The 17,385-nt window shown below is 56.3% G+C and carries 18 protein-coding genes and 2 pseudogenes; 9 read left to right on the top strand and 11 right to left on the bottom strand.

Annotation, left to right across the window (positions count from 1 at the left end; genetic code table 11):
- Nucleotides 1-24: 24 nt before the first annotated feature.
- Nucleotides 25-1,368: a CDP-diacylglycerol--serine O-phosphatidyltransferase gene (gene pssA, locus PSH87_RS13105; RefSeq protein WP_305434017.1), complete on the bottom strand. Its 1,344-nt coding sequence runs from the start codon at nucleotides 1,366-1,368 to the stop codon at nucleotides 25-27.
- Between the two features lie 124 nt (nucleotides 1,369-1,492).
- On the opposite strand from pssA, the gene PSH87_RS13100 reads away from it, so the two are divergent.
- Both PSH87_RS13100 and PSH87_RS13095 read left to right on the top strand, forming a co-directional pair.
- Nucleotides 1,493-2,044 carry a TetR/AcrR family transcriptional regulator gene (locus tag PSH87_RS13100; protein WP_305434307.1) on the top strand — a complete coding sequence of 184 codons (552 nt, stop codon included), beginning with the start codon at nucleotides 1,493-1,495 and terminating at the stop codon, nucleotides 2,042-2,044.
- Nucleotides 2,045-2,099: 55 nt separating this feature from the next.
- Complete coding sequence (locus PSH87_RS13095; RefSeq protein WP_305434015.1) at nucleotides 2,100-2,579, top strand: nuclear transport factor 2 family protein; 480 nt, start codon at nucleotides 2,100-2,102, stop codon at nucleotides 2,577-2,579.
- A gap of 43 nt (nucleotides 2,580-2,622) precedes the next feature.
- Here PSH87_RS13095 and PSH87_RS13090 read toward each other — a convergent pair whose 3' ends face one another.
- The 4 genes from PSH87_RS13090 to PSH87_RS13075 all read right to left on the bottom strand — a co-directional run bounded on the left by PSH87_RS13090 (nucleotide 2,623) and on the right by PSH87_RS13075 (nucleotide 6,628).
- Complete coding sequence (locus tag PSH87_RS13090) at nucleotides 2,623-3,780, bottom strand: PQQ-dependent sugar dehydrogenase (protein WP_305434013.1); 1,158 nt, start codon at nucleotides 3,778-3,780, stop codon at nucleotides 2,623-2,625.
- An 11-nt stretch (nucleotides 3,781-3,791) separates the two neighbouring features.
- Nucleotides 3,792-4,106 carry a hypothetical protein gene (locus PSH87_RS13085; protein ID WP_305434012.1) on the bottom strand — a complete coding sequence of 105 codons (315 nt, stop codon included), beginning with the start codon at nucleotides 4,104-4,106 and terminating at the stop codon, nucleotides 3,792-3,794.
- Nucleotides 4,107-4,223: 117 nt separating this feature from the next.
- Complete coding sequence (gene lpxO, locus PSH87_RS13080; protein ID WP_026137134.1) at nucleotides 4,224-5,123, bottom strand: lipid A hydroxylase LpxO; 900 nt, start codon at nucleotides 5,121-5,123, stop codon at nucleotides 4,224-4,226.
- Nucleotides 5,124-5,326: 203 nt separating this feature from the next.
- Nucleotides 5,327-6,628: a Wzz/FepE/Etk N-terminal domain-containing protein gene (locus PSH87_RS13075; RefSeq protein ID WP_305434010.1), complete on the bottom strand. Its 1,302-nt coding sequence runs from the start codon at nucleotides 6,626-6,628 to the stop codon at nucleotides 5,327-5,329.
- A 308-nt stretch (nucleotides 6,629-6,936) separates the two neighbouring features.
- Here PSH87_RS13075 and PSH87_RS13070 point away from each other — a divergent pair, with 308 nt between their 5' ends.
- Nucleotides 6,937-7,329, top strand: a complete 393-nt coding sequence (locus tag PSH87_RS13070; RefSeq protein WP_017739386.1) for a TIGR03067 domain-containing protein — start codon at nucleotides 6,937-6,939, stop codon at nucleotides 7,327-7,329.
- Here PSH87_RS13070 and PSH87_RS13065 read toward each other — a convergent pair.
- Nucleotides 7,319-8,122 (bottom strand): annotated as a pseudogene (locus PSH87_RS13065) (class I SAM-dependent methyltransferase). The gene PSH87_RS13070 and the pseudogene PSH87_RS13065 overlap by 11 nt on opposite strands.
- 155 nt (nucleotides 8,123-8,277) lie before the next feature.
- Here PSH87_RS13065 and PSH87_RS13060 point away from each other — a divergent pair.
- Nucleotides 8,278-9,516 carry an MFS transporter gene (locus tag PSH87_RS13060; RefSeq protein WP_305434008.1) on the top strand — a complete coding sequence of 413 codons (1,239 nt, stop codon included), beginning with the start codon at nucleotides 8,278-8,280 and terminating at the stop codon, nucleotides 9,514-9,516.
- 443 nt (nucleotides 9,517-9,959) lie between these two features.
- Nucleotides 9,960-10,520 carry a fasciclin domain-containing protein gene (locus PSH87_RS13055; protein WP_017739389.1) on the top strand — a complete coding sequence of 187 codons (561 nt, stop codon included), beginning with the start codon at nucleotides 9,960-9,962 and terminating at the stop codon, nucleotides 10,518-10,520.
- A 40-nt stretch (nucleotides 10,521-10,560) separates the two neighbouring features.
- On the opposite strand, the gene PSH87_RS13050 is transcribed toward PSH87_RS13055, so the two are convergent.
- The 3 genes from PSH87_RS13050 to PSH87_RS13040 form a co-directional block, all read right to left on the bottom strand.
- Nucleotides 10,561-10,824, bottom strand: coding sequence for a hypothetical protein (locus tag PSH87_RS13050; protein WP_256204513.1), 264 nt, complete (start codon nucleotides 10,822-10,824; stop codon nucleotides 10,561-10,563).
- Between the two features lie 378 nt (nucleotides 10,825-11,202).
- A complete protein-coding gene (locus PSH87_RS13045; protein WP_017739391.1) occupies nucleotides 11,203-11,718 on the bottom strand; it encodes a GNAT family N-acetyltransferase in 516 nt (171 codons plus the stop codon).
- Between the two features lie 537 nt (nucleotides 11,719-12,255).
- Complete coding sequence (locus PSH87_RS13040; protein ID WP_017739393.1) at nucleotides 12,256-12,477, bottom strand: hypothetical protein; 222 nt, start codon at nucleotides 12,475-12,477, stop codon at nucleotides 12,256-12,258.
- Nucleotides 12,478-13,077: 600 nt separating this feature from the next.
- Here PSH87_RS13040 and PSH87_RS13035 point away from each other — a divergent pair.
- The 4 genes from PSH87_RS13035 (at nucleotide 13,078) to PSH87_RS13020 (ending at nucleotide 16,294) form a co-directional block, all read left to right on the top strand.
- Entirely contained in the window at nucleotides 13,078-13,287 is a 210-nt protein-coding gene (locus PSH87_RS13035) for a hypothetical protein (RefSeq protein WP_305434005.1), read from the top strand.
- A 499-nt stretch (nucleotides 13,288-13,786) separates the two neighbouring features.
- The gene (locus PSH87_RS13030; protein ID WP_305434004.1) at nucleotides 13,787-14,707 is read left to right on the top strand and encodes a fimbrial protein; all 921 of its coding nucleotides are present in this window, start codon (nucleotides 13,787-13,789) and stop codon (nucleotides 14,705-14,707) included.
- Between the two features lie 719 nt (nucleotides 14,708-15,426).
- Nucleotides 15,427-15,984, top strand: coding sequence for a fimbrial protein (locus PSH87_RS13025; RefSeq protein ID WP_305434002.1), 558 nt, complete (start codon nucleotides 15,427-15,429; stop codon nucleotides 15,982-15,984).
- Nucleotides 15,985-16,084: 100 nt separating this feature from the next.
- Nucleotides 16,085-16,294, top strand: a complete 210-nt coding sequence (locus PSH87_RS13020) for a hypothetical protein (protein WP_305434000.1) — start codon at nucleotides 16,085-16,087, stop codon at nucleotides 16,292-16,294.
- A gap of 113 nt (nucleotides 16,295-16,407) precedes the next feature.
- Here PSH87_RS13020 and PSH87_RS13015 read toward each other — a convergent pair.
- Both PSH87_RS13015 and PSH87_RS13010 read right to left on the bottom strand, forming a co-directional pair.
- Nucleotides 16,408-16,596, bottom strand: a pseudogene (locus PSH87_RS13015) (helix-turn-helix domain-containing protein); the annotation flags it as partial.
- Between the two features lie 93 nt (nucleotides 16,597-16,689).
- Nucleotides 16,690-17,292, bottom strand: a complete 603-nt coding sequence (locus PSH87_RS13010) for a hypothetical protein (protein WP_305433998.1) — start codon at nucleotides 17,290-17,292, stop codon at nucleotides 16,690-16,692.
- Nucleotides 17,293-17,385 lie beyond the last annotated feature (93 nt).

The following is a 17,385-nucleotide window of genomic DNA, read 5'->3' as shown; positions in this document are numbered from 1 at the left end:
TGACGGCCATGGCTGAGCCTGGGCCTAAAGAATTCGGTACAGCAACCGCTCAATGCGCACGCGGCTGACACGCCGTAAAAACTTGCCGACCGCCGCCGGGTAATCCACCAGGGTTTGCAACTGCTGATAACGCTCGATGCGCGTGGCGTGCTGGAATATCTGCGCGAGCTCGGTGCGTCGCGGCTCCAGCCATTGGCCCTGGGGATCATCGATCAGCAAGGCGTTTTCCAGGTCCAGGCGGAACGCCCGCGGGTTGAGGTTGTTGCCCGTCAGCAACGTATAGCGCTGGTCGACCCACATGCCCTTGAGGTGGTAGGTGTTATCCCCGTCGCGCCACAGGTGCAGGTTCAACTGGCCACTGTCGAGCATCGGCTGATGGCGCTTGGCAAAGCGACGCAGGCTGATCTCATACAGGTAGGGCAACGCCGCGATCACCTTGAACGGCTCGCTGGGCGGGATGTAGAAGTCGTTGGCGGTCTTGTCGCCGACGATGATGTCGATTTTCACCCCACGGGCCAGGGCGCGATTGATCTCGCGGGTCACCGGCAGCGGCAGGTTGAAATAGGGGGTGCAGATGGTCAGTTGCTGCTGGGCACTGGCGATCAGTTCCAGGATCACCCGGCTCAAGGGGTTGTTCTTGCCCACTCCCAGCAGCGGGCTGACCGACAGGTGGCCATTGGGCAGTTGGCCCGCCGTGGTGTCATAGGCCGCGTGTTTCAGGCGGCTGCGCAAGTCGCCGATGTCGTTGCGCAGGCTGCGGGTGGTGGGCGGGTTCGGCAGGTCGAGGCGATGCACGGCCTTGGACGCCACCAGGCCATGCTCGATCAGATGCTGCATCGAATCGGCCAGCGGCTGGCTGTGGATCAAGTGGTAGCGGTCGAAGCGGTACTTGTCGAACTTGTGCAGGTACACATTGTTCAGGCTCGCGCCGCTGTACAGCACGGTGTCGTCGATCACAAAGCCCTTGAGGTGCAGCACGCCGAACAGCTCGCGGGTCTGCACCGGCACGCCGTACACCGGCACTTCACTGGCGTGGCGTTCGGTCATGGCCTGGTACCAGGCGCTGTTGCCCGGTTGCTTGCCTGCACCGATCAGCCCGCGTTGGGCGCGCAGCCAGTCAACCACCACGACGATGTCCAGCTCCGGCCGCGCAGCCTTGGCGGCGTGCAGGGCGTCGTAGATTTCCTGCCCGGCTTCGTCGTGCTGCAAGTACAGCGCAACGATGTAGATGCGCCGCGTCGCCTGGGGGATCAGGCGCAGCAGGCAGCGACGATATTCATCGGCGCCGGACAGCACGTCAATCGCGTCGGGAGTGAGGGGGAAACCGCGCAGTTTGGGCAACAGGGAGCGTTTGAAGAACGACGGCATAGGGCTCGCAATGGGTCGAATCCGAAGAGGCACCGAGCTTACACCATGGGGGTGCTCAGGTCTTGCGGCGGCGCATGGAAAAATTTAATTGACCAAGAAGAACGATCGTTCTACTGTTCGCCACATGAACGACATGACCCGCGACATTATCCTCGACGTTACCGAAAAGTTGATCTATCGCCATGGCATCGCCGCCACCGGCATGGACTTCCTGGTGAAAACCGCCGGCGTCTCGAGAAAAAGTATCTACCGTTACTTCGCCAACAAAGACGAATTGGTGATTGCCGCCTTGCAGCGCCGCGACGAGCGCTGGCTGCAATGGTTGCGCACGCAAGTGGAGCGCCAGGAAGGCAGTGGCGAACGCCTGTTGGCGCTGTTCGACGCCCTCAAGGCGTGGTTCGGTTCCGCCGACTTTCGCGGCTGCGCCTTTATCAACACCAGCGGTGAAACCGGCGACCCACAAGACCCGGTGCGCCTGCTGGCCAAGGCCCATAAACAGAAACTGTTCGAGTACGCACTTGAACTGTGTCACGCACATGGCACCCCCGACCCGCGACAGCAGGCCGCGCAACTGCTGATCCTGATCGATGGCGCCATTACCGTTGCCCTGGTGATGGGTGATTCAACCGCGGCCGATAATGCGCAATGCATGGCGCGAACGTTATTGGCGCTTTGAGCCCATAAGCCAGGCAACTTTCCGATAATCCCTTATTGTTTTAAGGAGCATGCCAATGTCATCAGACATCGATGTACGCCCACCCTTGCCGCCCTTTACCCGCGCATCGGCCATCGAGAAAGTGCGCCTGGCCGAAGACGGCTGGAACTCCCGCGACCCGCAACGGGTGTCCCTGGCCTACACGCTGGACACCCGCTGGCGCAACCGCGCCGAGTTTGCCCACGGCCGCGAGCAAGCCAAGGACTTTCTCACGCGTAAATGGGCCAAGGAGCTGGACTACCGCCTGATCAAGGAACTGTGGGCCTTCACCGACAACCGCATCGCCGTGCGTTATGCCTACGAGTGGCATGACGACTCGGGCAACTGGTTCCGCTCCTACGGCAACGAGAACTGGGAGTTCGATGAAAACGGCCTGATGGCCAATCGGTTTGCCTGCATCAACGACCTGCCGATCCAGGCGAGCGAGCGCAAGTTCCACTGGCCGCTGGGGCGGCGCCCGGATGATCATCCGGGGCTGTCGGACTTGGGGCTTTAGCCTGTAGCCGCAAGCTTGAAGCTTCAAGCTTGCGGCTGCCCGCTCAGTCCTGATTCAGGCCCACGCGGTACAACACGCCATCATCCTCATCCGTCAGCACATACAAGTAGCCATCCGGCCCCTGCCGCACATCGCGAATGCGCGCTTTCAAACCGCCCAACAGCCGTTCCTCGTGGACGACCTTGTCGCCGTCGAACTGCAGGCGGATCAGCTCCTGGCTGGCGAGTGCGCCGATAAACACGTTGTGCTGCCAGGGCTTGAAGCGGTCAGCGTCATAAAACGCCATGCCACTGATGCCGGGGGACTGCTCCCAGACATGGTGGGGCTGCACCGTGCCCTCTGCCGTCTTGCCTTTGGCTTCCGGGATTGGCGTCAGCGAATAGTTGATGCCGTGGGTTGCCAGCGGCCAACCGTAGTTCTTGCCGCGCTCGATGATGTTGATCTCATCGCCGCCACGGGGCCCGTGTTCGTTTTCCCAGATCGTGCCGCTCCACGGGTTCAGTGCCAGGCCTTGCGGGTTGCGCTGGCCATAGGACCAGATCTCCGGGCGCACACCTGCCTGGCCCACGAACGGGTTGTCATCCGGCACGCGCCCGTCCGGGTAGATGCGTACGACCTTGCCTTGCAATTTGTCCAGGTCCTGGGCGGTCGGGCGATCGTTGTTTTCGCCCAAGGTCACGAACAGGTAGCCATCCCGGTCGAACGCCAGGCGCGAACCAAAGTGGTTACCGGTGGACAGCTTGGGCTCCTGGCGCAGGATCACCTTGAAATCCTGCAAACCGCTGAGGTCATCGGCCAAGCGCCCACGCCCGACAGCCGTGCCGGCGGTACCGCCCTTGCCACCGCCTTCGGCGTACGACAGGTACACCATGCGGTCCTGCTTGAAGTCCGGCGACAGCACCACATCAAGCAAGCCGCCCTGCCCTTTGGCCCACACCTGCGGCACGCCGCCAAGGGGCGCCGACAGTTTGCCGTCCGGGCTGACGAAGCGCAGATGGCCTGGGCGCTCAGTCACCAGGAAGCCTTGCCTGTCTGGCAGAAACGCCACCGCCCATGGATGGTCGAGGCCCTGGGCGATCGGCGTGACCGTGAGGCTGCCTTGCTCGCTGGGGAACTGTTGGGGGCCAGCGGCATAAACCGCCGACAGTGGAACCATGGCGGTCGCGCAAAGGGCGGCCAGAAGGGTTTTACGTAGGTGCATTGGGCGAGTCCTTACCGGCGATTGCCGTTGGCATCGTAAGTGGGGGCTTTGGTTTCGCTGGCTGGGCGGCTGGGGGCGGTGTTGCGCGTGGGATAACGATTGCCGATGCCGCCGTTGTCCAGGGTCGGTGCGCGCGGCGCCGGGCCGATTTGAAGCCCGCGAATGGCCGGCGCATTGGGCTGGGTGCCCTGCATGCTGTTGGGGTTGGCTCGGTGGATCGGGCTGTTGTTGGCGTCGTTGCCGCCCGGCAGGTTTTGCGCCTGGGCACCGGGGAGCATGAAAACACCCAGTGCCAGCAGTGCAAGGTGGCGTACACAACTATTCATGACAAAGCCTCTCAAGGGCGAGTAGTACGTGCTTTCGATAACACGCTACGCCGAGGGTTCGCCTTTGGTAACTAAATAGTTTCTCATCAGGTGTAACACGATCTGTCTGCGAGGCCCTCAGATCAACAGGAAAATGGCCGCCAATGCCGCAAAGATCGCCCACTTCTCCAGGTAATAACGCGTGCGGTTGCGCTTCTTCAGCGCCTTGCCGCGCAGGCGAATCTTGTACAGCCGGGTAAAGGCGCGGTTCAGCCCTCCGGTCTTGTCGCCCGCGTCATTCGGCGAGCCCGCCGCCGCCATCACGTTGCGGCTGAACCAGCGGTTGAAGGCCGCCGCCCAGCGGTATTTCATAGGCCGTTCGATATCGCAGAACAATATGATGCGGTTGTGCTGCGTGGCGTTTTCGGCGTAATGGATATAGGTCTCGTCAAACATCACCGCCTCGCCATCGCGCCAGGCGTAGCGCTCGCCATCGACGTTGATATAGCAGGCCGCATCGTTGGGCGTATCCAACCCAAGGTGGTAACGGTAGGAGCCGGCGTAGGGGTCGCGATGGCGCACCAGCTTGGAGCCTGGTGGCAGCTCGGCGAACATCGCGGCCTTGATCGAGCCGATGCCCTGCACCAATTCAGTGGTGCGCGGGCACAGTTTCATTGCCGAGGGATGGCTGTCGCCGTACCACTTGAGGTAGAAGCGCTTCCAGCCCGACTTGAAGAACGAGTTGAAACCCACGTCGTTGTACTGGTCCGAGCGCTTGATTGCGCCGGCACGCATCAGGTTCTGCCCTTCCTGGCGAATTTCTTCCCAGTGTTCCTGCAATGGGCTGAGGTCTGGGAAGTCGCTGGGGGCCAGATAGGGTCGGCTGGGCAGCTTGGAGAACAGATAGAGAAAGCAGTTGATCGGTGCCAGGAAGGTGGAGTGGTCGCTCAATTGGCGGCCCAGTGTGTGGCGCACCCGACCACGCAAATGCACATACGCAATGGAAGCAACGTAGAGAACAACAATAAAAAGTTTCACGGAATTTCGTCACACGTCAGGAGAAAACAGGCTGCTCCTGCGTGCCCACGACGGCCGAGGTTTGGATAAGCAGCAGCTGCAATCACAATTCACAGACAGGCAGCGCAAGCGGCTCAGTAACAAGCCGCTGCGTGACCATTTGGCAGATATTTAGCCACAAGTTGTAACCAAAGGTTAGCGAAGAATTGTGAAAAGCTGTCCACTCAGCCTACTTGTTGCGGCACCTGTCGTCCTTGCGGATGAACCCGACGCAGGCCCGCAAAATATCGCACCATCGCCACCAGCACGCCCAGCATCAAGCCAGCGAACACGCTCAACGCCACCACTGCGGCCTTGCGGGGCTTGATCGGGGCCAATGGTTCTTGGGCCGGGCGGTCGATCGTCGCCACTTTCAACCCGTCCATGTCAAGGTTGAGCGCACGCAACCGGACAGTTTCCATGCGGAGCCATTCAACATCCTGCAGGAAGATATCTTCGTTGCCGCGCGCTTTCAGGGCGTCAACCTCACGATTGACCTCCAGCAAACGTAGCTTTCTGTTGATTTCGGCAACACGCTCGTTGGTGATGTCGTCACTGCTCCGTTGCTGCAATACCGCACGCTCAGCTTCGAGCACCTGTGTTCCCATGAAGAACAAGGGCACGGTTTGCTGGGAAACCTCCGTCACCTGGCTTGCCCCCCGCAATGCCGCCGCGCCCATTACCGAGGGCGTGGTCGGCCTTGTGATACCGACGGATCGGGCGATGGCAATGGCTTCAGCCAGTCGCGCCAGGCGATGGGAGCGCTCCTTTGCCATCTCCTCGCGCAGGGCGCTGAGTTCATCCTGCAATTGGCCACGCTTGATGCCATCACTCTCCAGCAACCTGGCGATTTTCGTGGACTTTTCGTTCTCATAGTTTTCACGGGCGGCATCGATCTTGCGGCCGACCTCCGCGAGACGATTGTTGACGATCACCTTGACGTCAGCCGCAACACGCTCACGTTGGCGGGCAATTGCGTAATCGACGAAGCCATTGAGGATCGCCACCCCGCCGCTGCCCTGGGGGTACTGCATTTCCAGGCGTATAAAAGTGCCGGGGGCATTGCTGTTTTTCGGATCGGGCAACACCTGGCTGAGGAGGCTGCGATCAAACGCGTCGAAGCTTCGTTCCTGGCTTTGCCCTGGGCGTTGATACGTTTCGAACAGCTTGGCATTGGCCTTGAAAAACCCAAGCCGGGTGTCATAGGAGTCCAGTTGCAACGCCACTTTACTCAATGCGTCGGCCGGCGACAGTGGGTAGACCTCGGAACGGTTGAGCGCGTCCAACTCATTGAGCTCGACCGCCCGCAGCACACTGCTGGCCTGGTACACCTGAGGCGCAAACATCGCGTAACCGATACCCAGGATTGCCGCGATGGCTGCGCACGTGGCAACCAGCACGCGTTGCTTCCAGATCCCATGGACCAGTTCAAAAAGATCAATCTCATCCGAGGCCGGATGCGCAATAGTCGGGGGGATTTTGTTCACCGTAAGTTCGCCCTGAAGAGTGGTTAGTCAGCGCCCAACAACACAGACCTGAATAACGACGGAATAAACAGGGGGCAACGTCAAGGGCAAAAGAGGCGCCCTTTGTTACTCGCGAAAGCATAGAGGGTTGCGTGGGTGACGTTGCCCGACGGCGAGAAAATAGCGCTAATCCATTGCCTATAAAGGGAAAATCTGGACACGCACGAACAATAAAGATTAGTCCTACAACATTCGGGAAATTAATTGACTGAACGCTGCCCATTACCGCTAACTAGCGGCGATTAGCCCTTCAATAAAAAGGATTTTTTATGTCACTTAATACAGATCCAGACCTGCAAGCACTGCAAGGCATCTGGGAACAAACCGCACTGGAAGACAGTGGCGTGCTCAACCCCGTCGATGCCCACAGCGCGCCCGGCGCCATCACGACGATTGCCGGTGATCGATTCGAAGTGACGACCGTCAGTGGCGACGTGTTGCTTGCCGGACGGTTTTTCCTGGACAGCACAACCACCCCCAAGAGCATCACCTGGATCGACAGTATCGGCGACGACGCTGGCAAACAGTTGCCTGCCAGCTATCGCCTGGAGAAGGACGAATTTGTGTTTATTGCCGCGGATGAGCATATGCCTCGCCCGACCCGATTCAGCACGGGCCCGGGCCAGACGATGCGCACGTTCGTACGCCGACTCAGCGCTTAGTCGCGGTCAGGGTAAAACACAACGGTAACTGCGCAGGCTGGTGCTCATATTGGTCATACAGTTCCTCACGGTTGGAGTGGGGATACTCCTGCAAATGGCCAATCTGCAATCCCGCTGCTATCGCCCCGCTGATCACGCTGCCCAGGGTGTGCACGAACCACTAGGACGTCGGCCCCGCCACCTCGCCCTGCCCTTCATAAACAATGGACTCCTGCAGCACAAAGGGATCGCGCTGAAAGTACGAACTGGCGGGCAGCAACGGGTTGCAGGCGCGCGGGTCAAACACCTCCAGGAACGGGTGGGTTTCATACATCACCAAGGTGCCGCCCGGCTTCAAGGTACTCGCGACATGGCGCATAAACAGCGCCACATCCGGCATCCAGCCCAGTACACCGATGGTGACCAAGGCAACATCGAAACGCCCGTGCAACCGCTCGGGCAGATGATGGATGTCGGCTTCGATGAACTCAGGATTGTGGGGTGAGAACGCGGCCAGTTCCTGCGCCTGCTGCAAGAACGCTCGGGATTGATCGACCCCTACGACTGACTGCGCGCCCAGGCTGAACAACGACAAACTCTCTCGCCCGTTGTTGCAACACAGTTGCACCACATTGCCGGCGACGCCGACATCTTGCAGCAAAGCGGTGATGGTCGGGTCCAGGCACGAAAAGCCTGGATCGGCGACTGAGCGCAGCAGGGTTTTCCAGTTATCCGTGTCTTTGTGCAACTGGGCGGATTCATCCCAGGCGCGCTTGTTGCTGGTGATAGCCTCTTGGGCTGAGGGCATGTCCATTGCGTCTCCAGAACTTCGTAACAATCGGCCTCAGAAAATAAGCCAAGCGCCCGCCCAATAAAACCCTGGCAACACCGCGAAACTTAACGCAAACCCCGCAGGTCATTAACGCAATGGGTGTTCAGCCTTTGAATGCCGCTCCTGAAGCCTGCGCCGTGACCCCACACTCAGACCTGCGTAACACCCTGTCCCTCGACAGCCTGAACTTCTTCCTGGCCGACGTGCGTGACGGCCTCGGCCCCTACCTGGCGATTTACCTGCTGGCGGTTCACCAATGGGACCCGGCCAGTATTGGCGTGGTCATGACCCTGGCCGGTATCGCTGCGCTGATCAGCCAAGGGCCGGCGGGCGCGCTGATCGATCGCACCCGGCGTAAACGCGCGGTGGTCGCGATTGCCGCCGTGCTGGTCACCGCCAGCTGCCTGCTGCTGCCTTTCGTCAGCTCATTCAGTCTGGTGGCCTTGACCCAGGCGGCCAGTGCAGTCGCTGCGTCGGTGTTCGCCCCGGCGATTTCAGCGATTTCCCTGGGCATCACCGGGCCCCGCGCGTTTACCCGGCGCACCGGGCGCAACGAGACCTTCAACCACGCCGGCAACGCCGCCGCTGCGTTGCTGGCCGGCGGCCTGGCGTATCTGTACGGACCGGTGGTGGTGTTCTACCTGATGGCGGCCATGGCGCTGGCCAGTGTGGTGGCGATCAGTTGCGTGTCGGCCAACGCCATCGACCATGACGTCGCCCGCGGCTTCGACCCCGACCACGTCACCGACCATGCGCAACCCTCCGGCATGGGCGTATTGCTCGCTAATCGCCCCCTGCTGGTATTCGCCGTCTGCTGCGCACTGTTCCACCTGGCCAATGCCGCGATGCTGCCGCTGGTCAGCCAGAAACTGGCGCAAATCAACCTGCACCTGGCCACACCGCTGACCTCGGCGTGCATCGTCGCCGCGCAACTGGTGATGGTGCCAGTGGCCTGGCTGGTGGGCATCAAGGCGGATAGCTGGGGGCGCAAACCGCTGTTGCTCGCAGGTTTCATGATCCTGCCGTTGCGTGGCGTGCTGTATACCCTGTCCAACGACCCCTACTGGCTGGTTGCGGTGCAAATGCTCGACGGCATCGGTGCGGGTATCTTCAGCGCACTGTTCCCGGTGATCGTCAAAGACCTGACCCAAGGCACCGGCCGCTTCAATGTCAGCCTGGGCGCCCTCTCCACCGCCTTTGGCCTGGGCGCGGCACTGAGCAGCAGCCTGGCAGGGTTTGTCGTGCAACAGGCTGGATATGACGCGGCGTTCCTGACGTTGGCGGGTGTGGCAGCCGTGGCATTGGCGCTGTTGGCGTTGGCGATGCCGGAGACGCTGGCAAAAGTGCCGCTCGCACGTCAAACAGCGGTGGCCTGATAACTGGCGGAGGCGATTGCAAGCTTGTTCTGATAATTGGAGCGCCTGCTTAACATCGTGCTGGCTTACTAGCGTCATGATTCAGGGATCAAGCTGCGTCTTAGAAACAAATTCGTAGCGTCCTTCAGCGCTGTCTTCAAGTACCGCTTTCAGCGCCCTGGCCCGTCGTTCCAGGCAAGCATTGAAGCCAGGACTTTGAGGAGCGCCGTAATCCAGGCAAGGATCACGGTTATCCAGCGGTTTTCGTGGGCTGGAGCAGCCAATCAGGAGCAACGCCGCCGCTACCGCTGCTATCAAAATTCGCACGTCGTTCCTTCTTTGCTTTGCTGGGGCTATGGCGTGGACGCAAAAAATTATTTCGCAAGTTGGTGCATCCGATTGGGTTCCTGGCCCGTAGATTCAATACCCTCACCTGGAGGGCATAAGAGCCAAGGAGATACATCATGCACGCTTTTTACAGAAAACTTGCTGCAGCAGCCTGCTTCACGATTCTCTCCGTCACCGCCACGCTCAGCTTTGCCGCCGATACAGTGATGGTCGGAGGTGCCGCGATGTACCCCAGCAAAACCATCGTCGAGAACGCGGTCAACTCGAAGGACCACACCACACTCGTAGCAGCAGTCAAAGCTGCCGGGCTGGTTGATACGCTCAATAGCAAAGGCCCTTTCACCGTATTCGCTCCCACCAATGAAGCCTTTGCCAAGTTGCCCGCAGGGACCGTCGATGCTCTGGTCAAGCCTGAGCACAAAGCCGACCTGACTAAAATCCTGACCTACCATGTTGTCCCTGGCACTCACACATCGGCACAACTAATGTCCGACGCCAAAAAGAACGGCGGCACTGTTGTGTTGAAAACAGTTCAAGGTGAGTCGCTGAATATCAAGCTGCATGACGGCAAGCTTTGGGTGGTAGATGCCAAAGGCGGCAAGGCTGGCATCAGCATCGCAGACGTGATGCAGTCCAACGGCGTGATCCACGTTGTAGATTCGGTCTTGATGCCTTAAACGCTCTTTACTCCCGGCAGGCGCAGAGTTTGCCGGGGTGTCACTGCGCCTTTGTCGATTTCCTGATCAGCAAGACGCCAATCAAAATAAACACCGCAGACTTTGCAGCAGAGAAAAGAGCATCTTTTCCAACAATCAACTCGACGGCCGAAATGAGCAGTGCAACCGTGCCAACTACCGCCAAACCATAGCCAACCGGCCGCATAGACCTATGAAACATTTTTTCGCCTCCCTGAAAAAACTGGAATTGTGAATTTTCTCGCCCTGCGACGCTATCAATCTTTCCGTGACCATCCGAGATCACGAAGGGCGAAGCCTATCGTTTTCCATTCGTAACGGGGATGAAGCTGCCTACAAAAAAAACGCTCGCAGGCCCTATAAGCCAACTGACGGATGTTCCTGGGCTGGCAAGTGGCACAGCGAAAGCAATTGCAAACAAGCCTAATCCTGCCCATAGCCGTCTACGCGGCGTGAGCCACTCTTGAATCCCTTCCAACCTCTTGCCCATTAGGTTTTCCCTGTTTTATAAGCGGCAAAGCATATCACTGGGTATTACGAATCACGCCAGCCGGTGAGTCGCGCAGGAGGGCAAAGATTCGAGCCTGCAAAAAGCAAAGAGGCCGTCAGATGCAAAAATCCCAGCGCGGGAATTCGACGACGATAGCTATGTGTTCCCTCCCGGCTAGGTAGACGTGCTCCGCTGCGCCTTGAACACCAAACTCGGCGCTTTACCTGGGACATCATCCAACTGTCCATAGGGTTGCATGCCGATCTTCTCTAACACCCGGATAGAAGCCATATGATCTGGTCTGACTAGCCCGTACACTTCGGACAAGTAAAGCTGTTCAAATGCATATGTAAGCGCATCTCGTCCTAACTGGGTTGCGTAACCCTGACCCCACGCTTCGACCGCGAAGCGATAACCCAGATTGACGCGCTGTTCAGTCAAGTAATCGTGCAGGGAAATGCCGCCGAACCCTATGACGTGCTCCGGCGCATCGCTCCTTGCAATAGCCCACACGCCGTATAGATGCTTGTTCCAATGCTCGATCCAGCGACCCAGCAAATCCTGTGCGCTGACAAGATCAGTCATTGGGCCTGCCGGGTTGAACAGGTTGGTTTGGGGGTCGCTGTAAATAGTGAATAGCCGTTGTACATCAAATGGTTGCGGCGCTCTATAAATCAGGCGATCCATCATGCTGAAACTCTCCAATGCCGACCAAATCTACGCAGCCTTAATCGCCTACTGTGGCGCGGGACTGTAGCACTGAGGGGCCAGATGCAAAAAGCCCAGCGCGGGGCTGGGTGTTTCAACCGCGAACTACACGAGCAGTAACTTCGCCCGCATCCAGATAGGGCTAGAGTGTCGATGTCAGATCGCAAAAAGGCGCCCCGAACTTAGTACCTACCCTCTGGATCAGTTTCGTAAAAAAACGAAAGCATTTGCCAAGGAAACGCTTGGTAAACTTTTCGCCAACCTCCTTTCTCTTCTCTGGGTCGCTCTCAACAGGAATGGTGCTCGCCTCAGAAATCATGTTCGCACGCGCCCGCTTTATGATCCCTCATGCAAAGGCGCAGAGGTTTTCACTGGCCTGTGCGGCCATCCAGCGTGGATGGAATGCCAGTAACCGAGACAGAACTCGGCGTAGTAGCTTTGTGCCTCCTCTATCAGCCACAGGGGGCGACAAAATACGCATCAGCAAAAACAACCCCAACCGCCTAATGCATATCCCACTCACGAAAGCCCATCAAACCAGCCCAACACCCTTATCGTCTTCGCAAACTGTTTTTCATTCGCCAGCAACACCAGCAGCACCAAACCGCTCCCCATCACGATGCAAAGCCCACCTCCCGTTCCATCAATGACAATCAGAAACACCCCCAGCACCAGGAGCGCAACGCCAAACGCCCCTACCCACTTTCGGGCCTGCTTTTGCTCGGGATACTTATCGAACATCCATTTTCTCTCCACCGAGTAACGTCTCGATCAACTGTAGACCAACCGCGGCTACTCATCATCGGAGCCAGGACACCCCATGACGCGCTGGAATGCGGTAAACAAAGCTAAGCAGGCTACCCAGATGTTTCGCGCAGCCCCCCACACCCAAACCACTGAACATCCATCATCGCCTGCCATACAACTGTCGCCTCACATATGCGACAATGCGCGCCAAATTCCAACACACATCCCCCATTTTCTGCTCAGCGACCGGGTTTCGCGCCCTGATGTCGCTGTTGATGCACGCCTGAAGGCTCCTGCCGCCACGCTCGCAACCCATTGATAGGTAAAGTAATTGATCTCCACAGCTAACATCACCATGCGGTCTGAAACGCATTCTGGTGATTAGCTGTGATCAGTGTTTATTGGGCAAAGTCGTCGTGAGTAATCACTCGTAACGTACCGAAATGCACCCGTTGGTCCCAGAAGTGGTCCCAACGGGGAAATTTCAGCCCATGCCGGAAATGCATAACCCTCCCCCTTCGGCGTCCTGCCGACCTATATCAAATCCCAAGCTTCCGCCGGCTGCTAAGCTGTTCACTCATAAGAGGAACAAGCATGCCGAATTCAGACCTTCTACCTTCACTGCTCTCCAAGCTTTATGAGAATCAGCTGGCCCTTGAGGCATCCATCATGGAGTTAACAAACTGGGTGGAGCAGCGCGGCTCCACTGAAGTCGCCGAGAACATCCGGGGCGCTCTGCACACCATCGACCAGAACGAAGAGTTCATCAAGCTGACCCTTGCCGTCCTGATAGTGCCTGACTGATCATCGGGCAAAACTGCATTTTCCAGTGGGCGCTACACTGACAGGCCAAGCTGGCTGATGCGAGTTGCGGAACTACATTTATGCACCTCATTGATTCCCCACCACCTCTAAGATGCATACTCAAGGACAGATCGTTCTGCCTAAAAAAAGACGTGGCCGTCCTACGGACGCGGTCGCATCCGCCGGTTTTCAAGATCGACAGTCAAATTCAGGTGGGGTAGCCTCATAAGCTATCGGCTTTCCACAATTCAGATACAACAGCAGGCCTGCAGCACTCACTCTATAGGGGTTCGGCCTTAGTTATGGTACCGCCCCCCCCCGGAGCTCTGCCGCGCCGAGTGCGATCAACGCGACGGATGCGGTCATCGCAGATACCAATCTAAGAATTGTCTTATTTTCTCAGTAGCACGAGATCGATAGGGTATCCCGCCTACTCACTCGCATCCCGGCTCTCAAAGAAATGTGCATTTCAAAAAAAACATATTGGCAACACTTTTTGATGACTGCGGCAGTAACGATTTCCTTCACCTATTCATCTACTTCATCCGCAGCGATATGCGTGTTCACCACAGGGAAAGAGTTCATAGCTAACTACGCCAGTGCTCCAGTCGCTTTGACGATCCCTCGAGATGCTCCAGTAGGTACAGTGGTCTATGAAGAATCAGTCAGCGTTCCGCCCCAAGGTTTCAGCTGCCCGTCGTCGTCGCCCTTCATCTTCGCATTGAACCCAACGTTAGGTAGCGTTACCACGGGCAACACCTTTCCTCTAGGTAAAACTGGGCTATCCATTAAAGTTAAGAACTCCCTCAACGGTTACTTAACTGCAGAGAGAATGCTAAAAGGCAGCTATTTGGATGTCGCTAGGACCTACACTCTTGAAATCATCAAATCAAGTGAAATTGCATCACAACAAAAGGTTGCTGCGGGCAATTTAGGATCGCACCGATACGGTGATCTTGATCTGGTTAAAATCAACCTAGTCAACCCACTTATCTTGAACGCTTCATCTTGCCAGACCCCGGACGTGTCAGTTCAAATGGGAGATGATTATTATATGTATGAGTTTAGCAACTCTGGTGACGCACCTCGCACTATAAAATTTAATATAGGCCTTCACCAGTGTCAGACAGGCATCCAGAAGGTCACGTATTCCCTTAAAGCCACCTCTCAAGTCATTGATCAGCAGCAGGGCATCGTAGCGTTGAATGCCAGTTCGACCGCCAAAGGCATAGGACTGAAGCTAATGAACGACGCAGGACAACCTATCGTACTGGGCGAAACTTACCAATTTACCGGTTTCAACACCACCAGCACCAATTTTAACATACCGCTATCTGCTGCTTACCAGCGCCTGACCGACAGCACATTAGAGGCGGGCTCCGCTAATGTTTCAGTAACCTTCATAGTCAGTTATCTGTGATAAAACCGAGCTCAAAAACCACATGTGAGTGGTTTGAATCATGGGCCGAAGGTGGTCGCCCGCACAGTGTAAAACAGATCCCCCCTGCTTTTTTGAAATAAGTGCGTATAAATTTTCTCTCCCAGCTTCGTTTTTTCAGGCGGCCAAATTGCATAGCGACACAACGGAGCTGGAGCCTGTTGCGCAATCCGGATTCTCCACAAAGTAACGCGTTGGCTCCATGCTGATGGTGCGCCATTTGGAATACCTTGGTACTACACCCACACAGCAGCCTACGCAGGCCACGCCAACCAACAACTCTAGGCTTCGAAAAAATGAAAAACATAAAAAAACTTATCCCACTAATACTATCCTTAACGACAATTAACTCATGGGCCGAATGCAGGTTCACAGCCGCCCCAGAAAACGGCCAGGGATACATATATATAAATATCGACACTGATCTATCCAACGTCCAAAGCAGGCCAAATTACTCTACCTTATTCGAATCACCCACCCAAACCTATCTAGGACGAAGCAACTATGCATGCACAACCTTTAGTTACTGGGGAATCAAAAATAATGTAGGGACAGACTCACCGAGCTCGGATATTTTCCCTATAGGAGACACTGGATTTGCCTGGCGGTGGACATATAACAGAATTATACGAAAAGGAACTACCGCATACCCAATCGCAGAAGTGAATGGAAGCATCGGCTTTACTCGATCCACACACTCCATGCAGCTACTGAAAATAGGCACCATAAAAAACGGCGCAAAAATACCAGCTGGGATTTTGGGTTATATCCAAGTAGAAGGTTTTGTACAGCCAATGGCGATGGTATTAACCAAAGAGATTTCGATAGCGTCCCCCGCGTGCCAAGCCTCAGCATCACCTGTCCGAATGGGCACCGACTACCGACTAGATGAGTTCGACAAGGCTGGCGCCACCCCTCGGATCATCAAATTCAACATTAATCTCAGTCAGTGCGAAAGCGGGATTAACAAAGTAACCTACTCGCTACAATCCACATCAAGCTCCCAAGCTATCGACTGGCAAAAGGGGATTGTGGGATTAAGCAGCAATCCGAAGTCAGCGAAAGGCGTAGCCTTACAACTAATGAATGAGGTAGGCCAACCCATCGCACTGAACACCACCTATCCATTTAACGGATTCACGCCAAATGGCAAAAGCTTCAACATACCGCTATCAGCTGCATACTACCGCTTGCCCAATGGCAAGCTAGAAGCTGGTATCGCAGACGCGTCAGTAACGTTTATAGTGAATTATTTGTAGCATTGCTCAATACCAATAGCGACTAACGCGATTTTATTTCCGAGTTCAAATATAAAACGCTGATCAACTGCTAACCTGTTCACTCCAATGAGGAACAGCCATGCCAAACTCAGACCTACTACCGTCCCTACTCTCAAAACGCTACGAGAACCAACTGGCCCTTGAAGCATCCATAATGGAGTTATCTGGTTGGATCGAGCAGCGAGACTCTGCTGAGGTAGCTGATAACATCCGTGGCGCCCTACACACGCTCGACGAAAATGAAGAGTTCATCGAGCTATCTTTGGCAGTGCTAATAGCCCCGGACTAAATCCCCTCGGGCTGAAATCAGTGGAGTCGGGGCTTGGACTTGGGCTGAGGCGGTAGCGTTGGTTGCTTATCGCAACTGCTCGTAAAATCTGCGGCTCGATTTTTCATTCGCTGCCCAGTTACTACGTAAAGAACGTCGACGCCGACCTTAGCTATCGATGCTAGATAGTCAGCACGGGGGACTCTAACCCCTGCCTCATATCGACCTTGTGCATTCACTTCCACTCCCCCTACGGCGCCAAGGCTTGTCTGGGTTAAGCCGAGTCGCAGCCTCTCGGATTTCAACCTTGCTCCAATATCCATCGTAACCCTCCGGACTATCTCGCCAGCCAGACATACCCATCGACCATTTTATTACGCATGATGAGTATTTATTCAAGGGGGATGAGAGCAGGGCTAGAATAGCTGTTTCATAAATTCCTGAGTCGTTACATCCAGCCCATGATCCTCACCGAATGCAACTTTAACCCCATCATTTGCCCTTAGCAGCATCTCACTGTGCATACCGAGAGCGGCCGCTTGATGGAAATACTCACGCCGCTCTTGCAGGTACTTATCCTTGTAGGCTTGCAGGCGTTCAGATGCCAGGTTCTTGAGATTCAGATCCGTCTCTTGGGCTAGAGCGCGCTGATCTTTTAGCAGTCGCCGCTCAGTCATACCGACCCGCAAATTTGCTATACGAAAGCGCGTGTAGGTGCGTATGACGTTCAAGGCACGAGATGTGAACTCTATTGCCGCATCTCGTTTCATCTCGGCGCCCGACCAATCGGCAGATTGCATCTCAAGAAGGTCCGCCGCCAGCTCCTTCTCAGCATCCTCACCGCGCGCCAAGTAGCTGGACAGGTCTAGTCTCGGCTCCCGGTTAAAAGCAAGCAGATGCCTAGACACCAGTGATGATGTTTTTGCCACGTTATCCCGGTTATACCAGTCGCTCCATCTATAACCAGCTACTCCAAGTCCGAGAATGAACAGTAAAAGCATGATGATAGTTTTTTTCATGGATCCCTCCAAAATCATCTGTAAAGGCTATCACGGAGGGCACCAGAAGAAGGAATTGAGCCTCCTGGCGTCGTGACAATCTCGTTGAATAAT

This window comes from Pseudomonas sp. FP453, from assembly GCF_030687495.1.
GTDB lineage: Bacteria > Pseudomonadota > Gammaproteobacteria > Pseudomonadales > Pseudomonadaceae > Aquipseudomonas.
Note: the sequence above shows the minus strand (reverse complement) of the source record. Positions and strands in the feature narration are given on the sequence as shown.

Excerpts from the sequence above, each read along its gene's own strand:
- pssA (WP_305434017.1), bottom strand. The coding sequence starts at position 1,368 with ATGCCGTCGTTCTTCAAACGCTCCCTGTTGCCCAAACTGCGCGGTTTC.
- PSH87_RS13100 (WP_305434307.1), top strand. The coding sequence starts at position 1,493 with ATGAACGACATGACCCGCGACATTATCCTCGACGTTACCGAAAAGTTG.
- PSH87_RS13095 (WP_305434015.1), top strand. The coding sequence starts at position 2,100 with ATGTCATCAGACATCGATGTACGCCCACCCTTGCCGCCCTTTACCCGC.
- PSH87_RS13090 (WP_305434013.1), bottom strand. The coding sequence starts at position 3,780 with ATGCACCTACGTAAAACCCTTCTGGCCGCCCTTTGCGCGACCGCCATG.
- PSH87_RS13085 (WP_305434012.1), bottom strand. The coding sequence starts at position 4,106 with ATGAATAGTTGTGTACGCCACCTTGCACTGCTGGCACTGGGTGTTTTC.
- PSH87_RS13070 (WP_017739386.1), top strand. The coding sequence starts at position 6,937 with ATGTCACTTAATACAGATCCAGACCTGCAAGCACTGCAAGGCATCTGG.
- PSH87_RS13055 (WP_017739389.1), top strand. The coding sequence starts at position 9,960 with ATGCACGCTTTTTACAGAAAACTTGCTGCAGCAGCCTGCTTCACGATT.
- PSH87_RS13045 (WP_017739391.1), bottom strand. The coding sequence starts at position 11,718 with ATGATGGATCGCCTGATTTATAGAGCGCCGCAACCATTTGATGTACAA.
- PSH87_RS13040 (WP_017739393.1), bottom strand. The coding sequence starts at position 12,477 with ATGTTCGATAAGTATCCCGAGCAAAAGCAGGCCCGAAAGTGGGTAGGG.
- PSH87_RS13035 (WP_305434005.1), top strand. The coding sequence starts at position 13,078 with ATGCCGAATTCAGACCTTCTACCTTCACTGCTCTCCAAGCTTTATGAG.
- PSH87_RS13030 (WP_305434004.1), top strand. The coding sequence starts at position 13,787 with ATGACTGCGGCAGTAACGATTTCCTTCACCTATTCATCTACTTCATCC.
- PSH87_RS13025 (WP_305434002.1), top strand. The coding sequence starts at position 15,427 with ATGCAGCTACTGAAAATAGGCACCATAAAAAACGGCGCAAAAATACCA.
- PSH87_RS13020 (WP_305434000.1), top strand. The coding sequence starts at position 16,085 with ATGCCAAACTCAGACCTACTACCGTCCCTACTCTCAAAACGCTACGAG.
- PSH87_RS13010 (WP_305433998.1), bottom strand. The coding sequence starts at position 17,292 with ATGAAAAAAACTATCATCATGCTTTTACTGTTCATTCTCGGACTTGGA.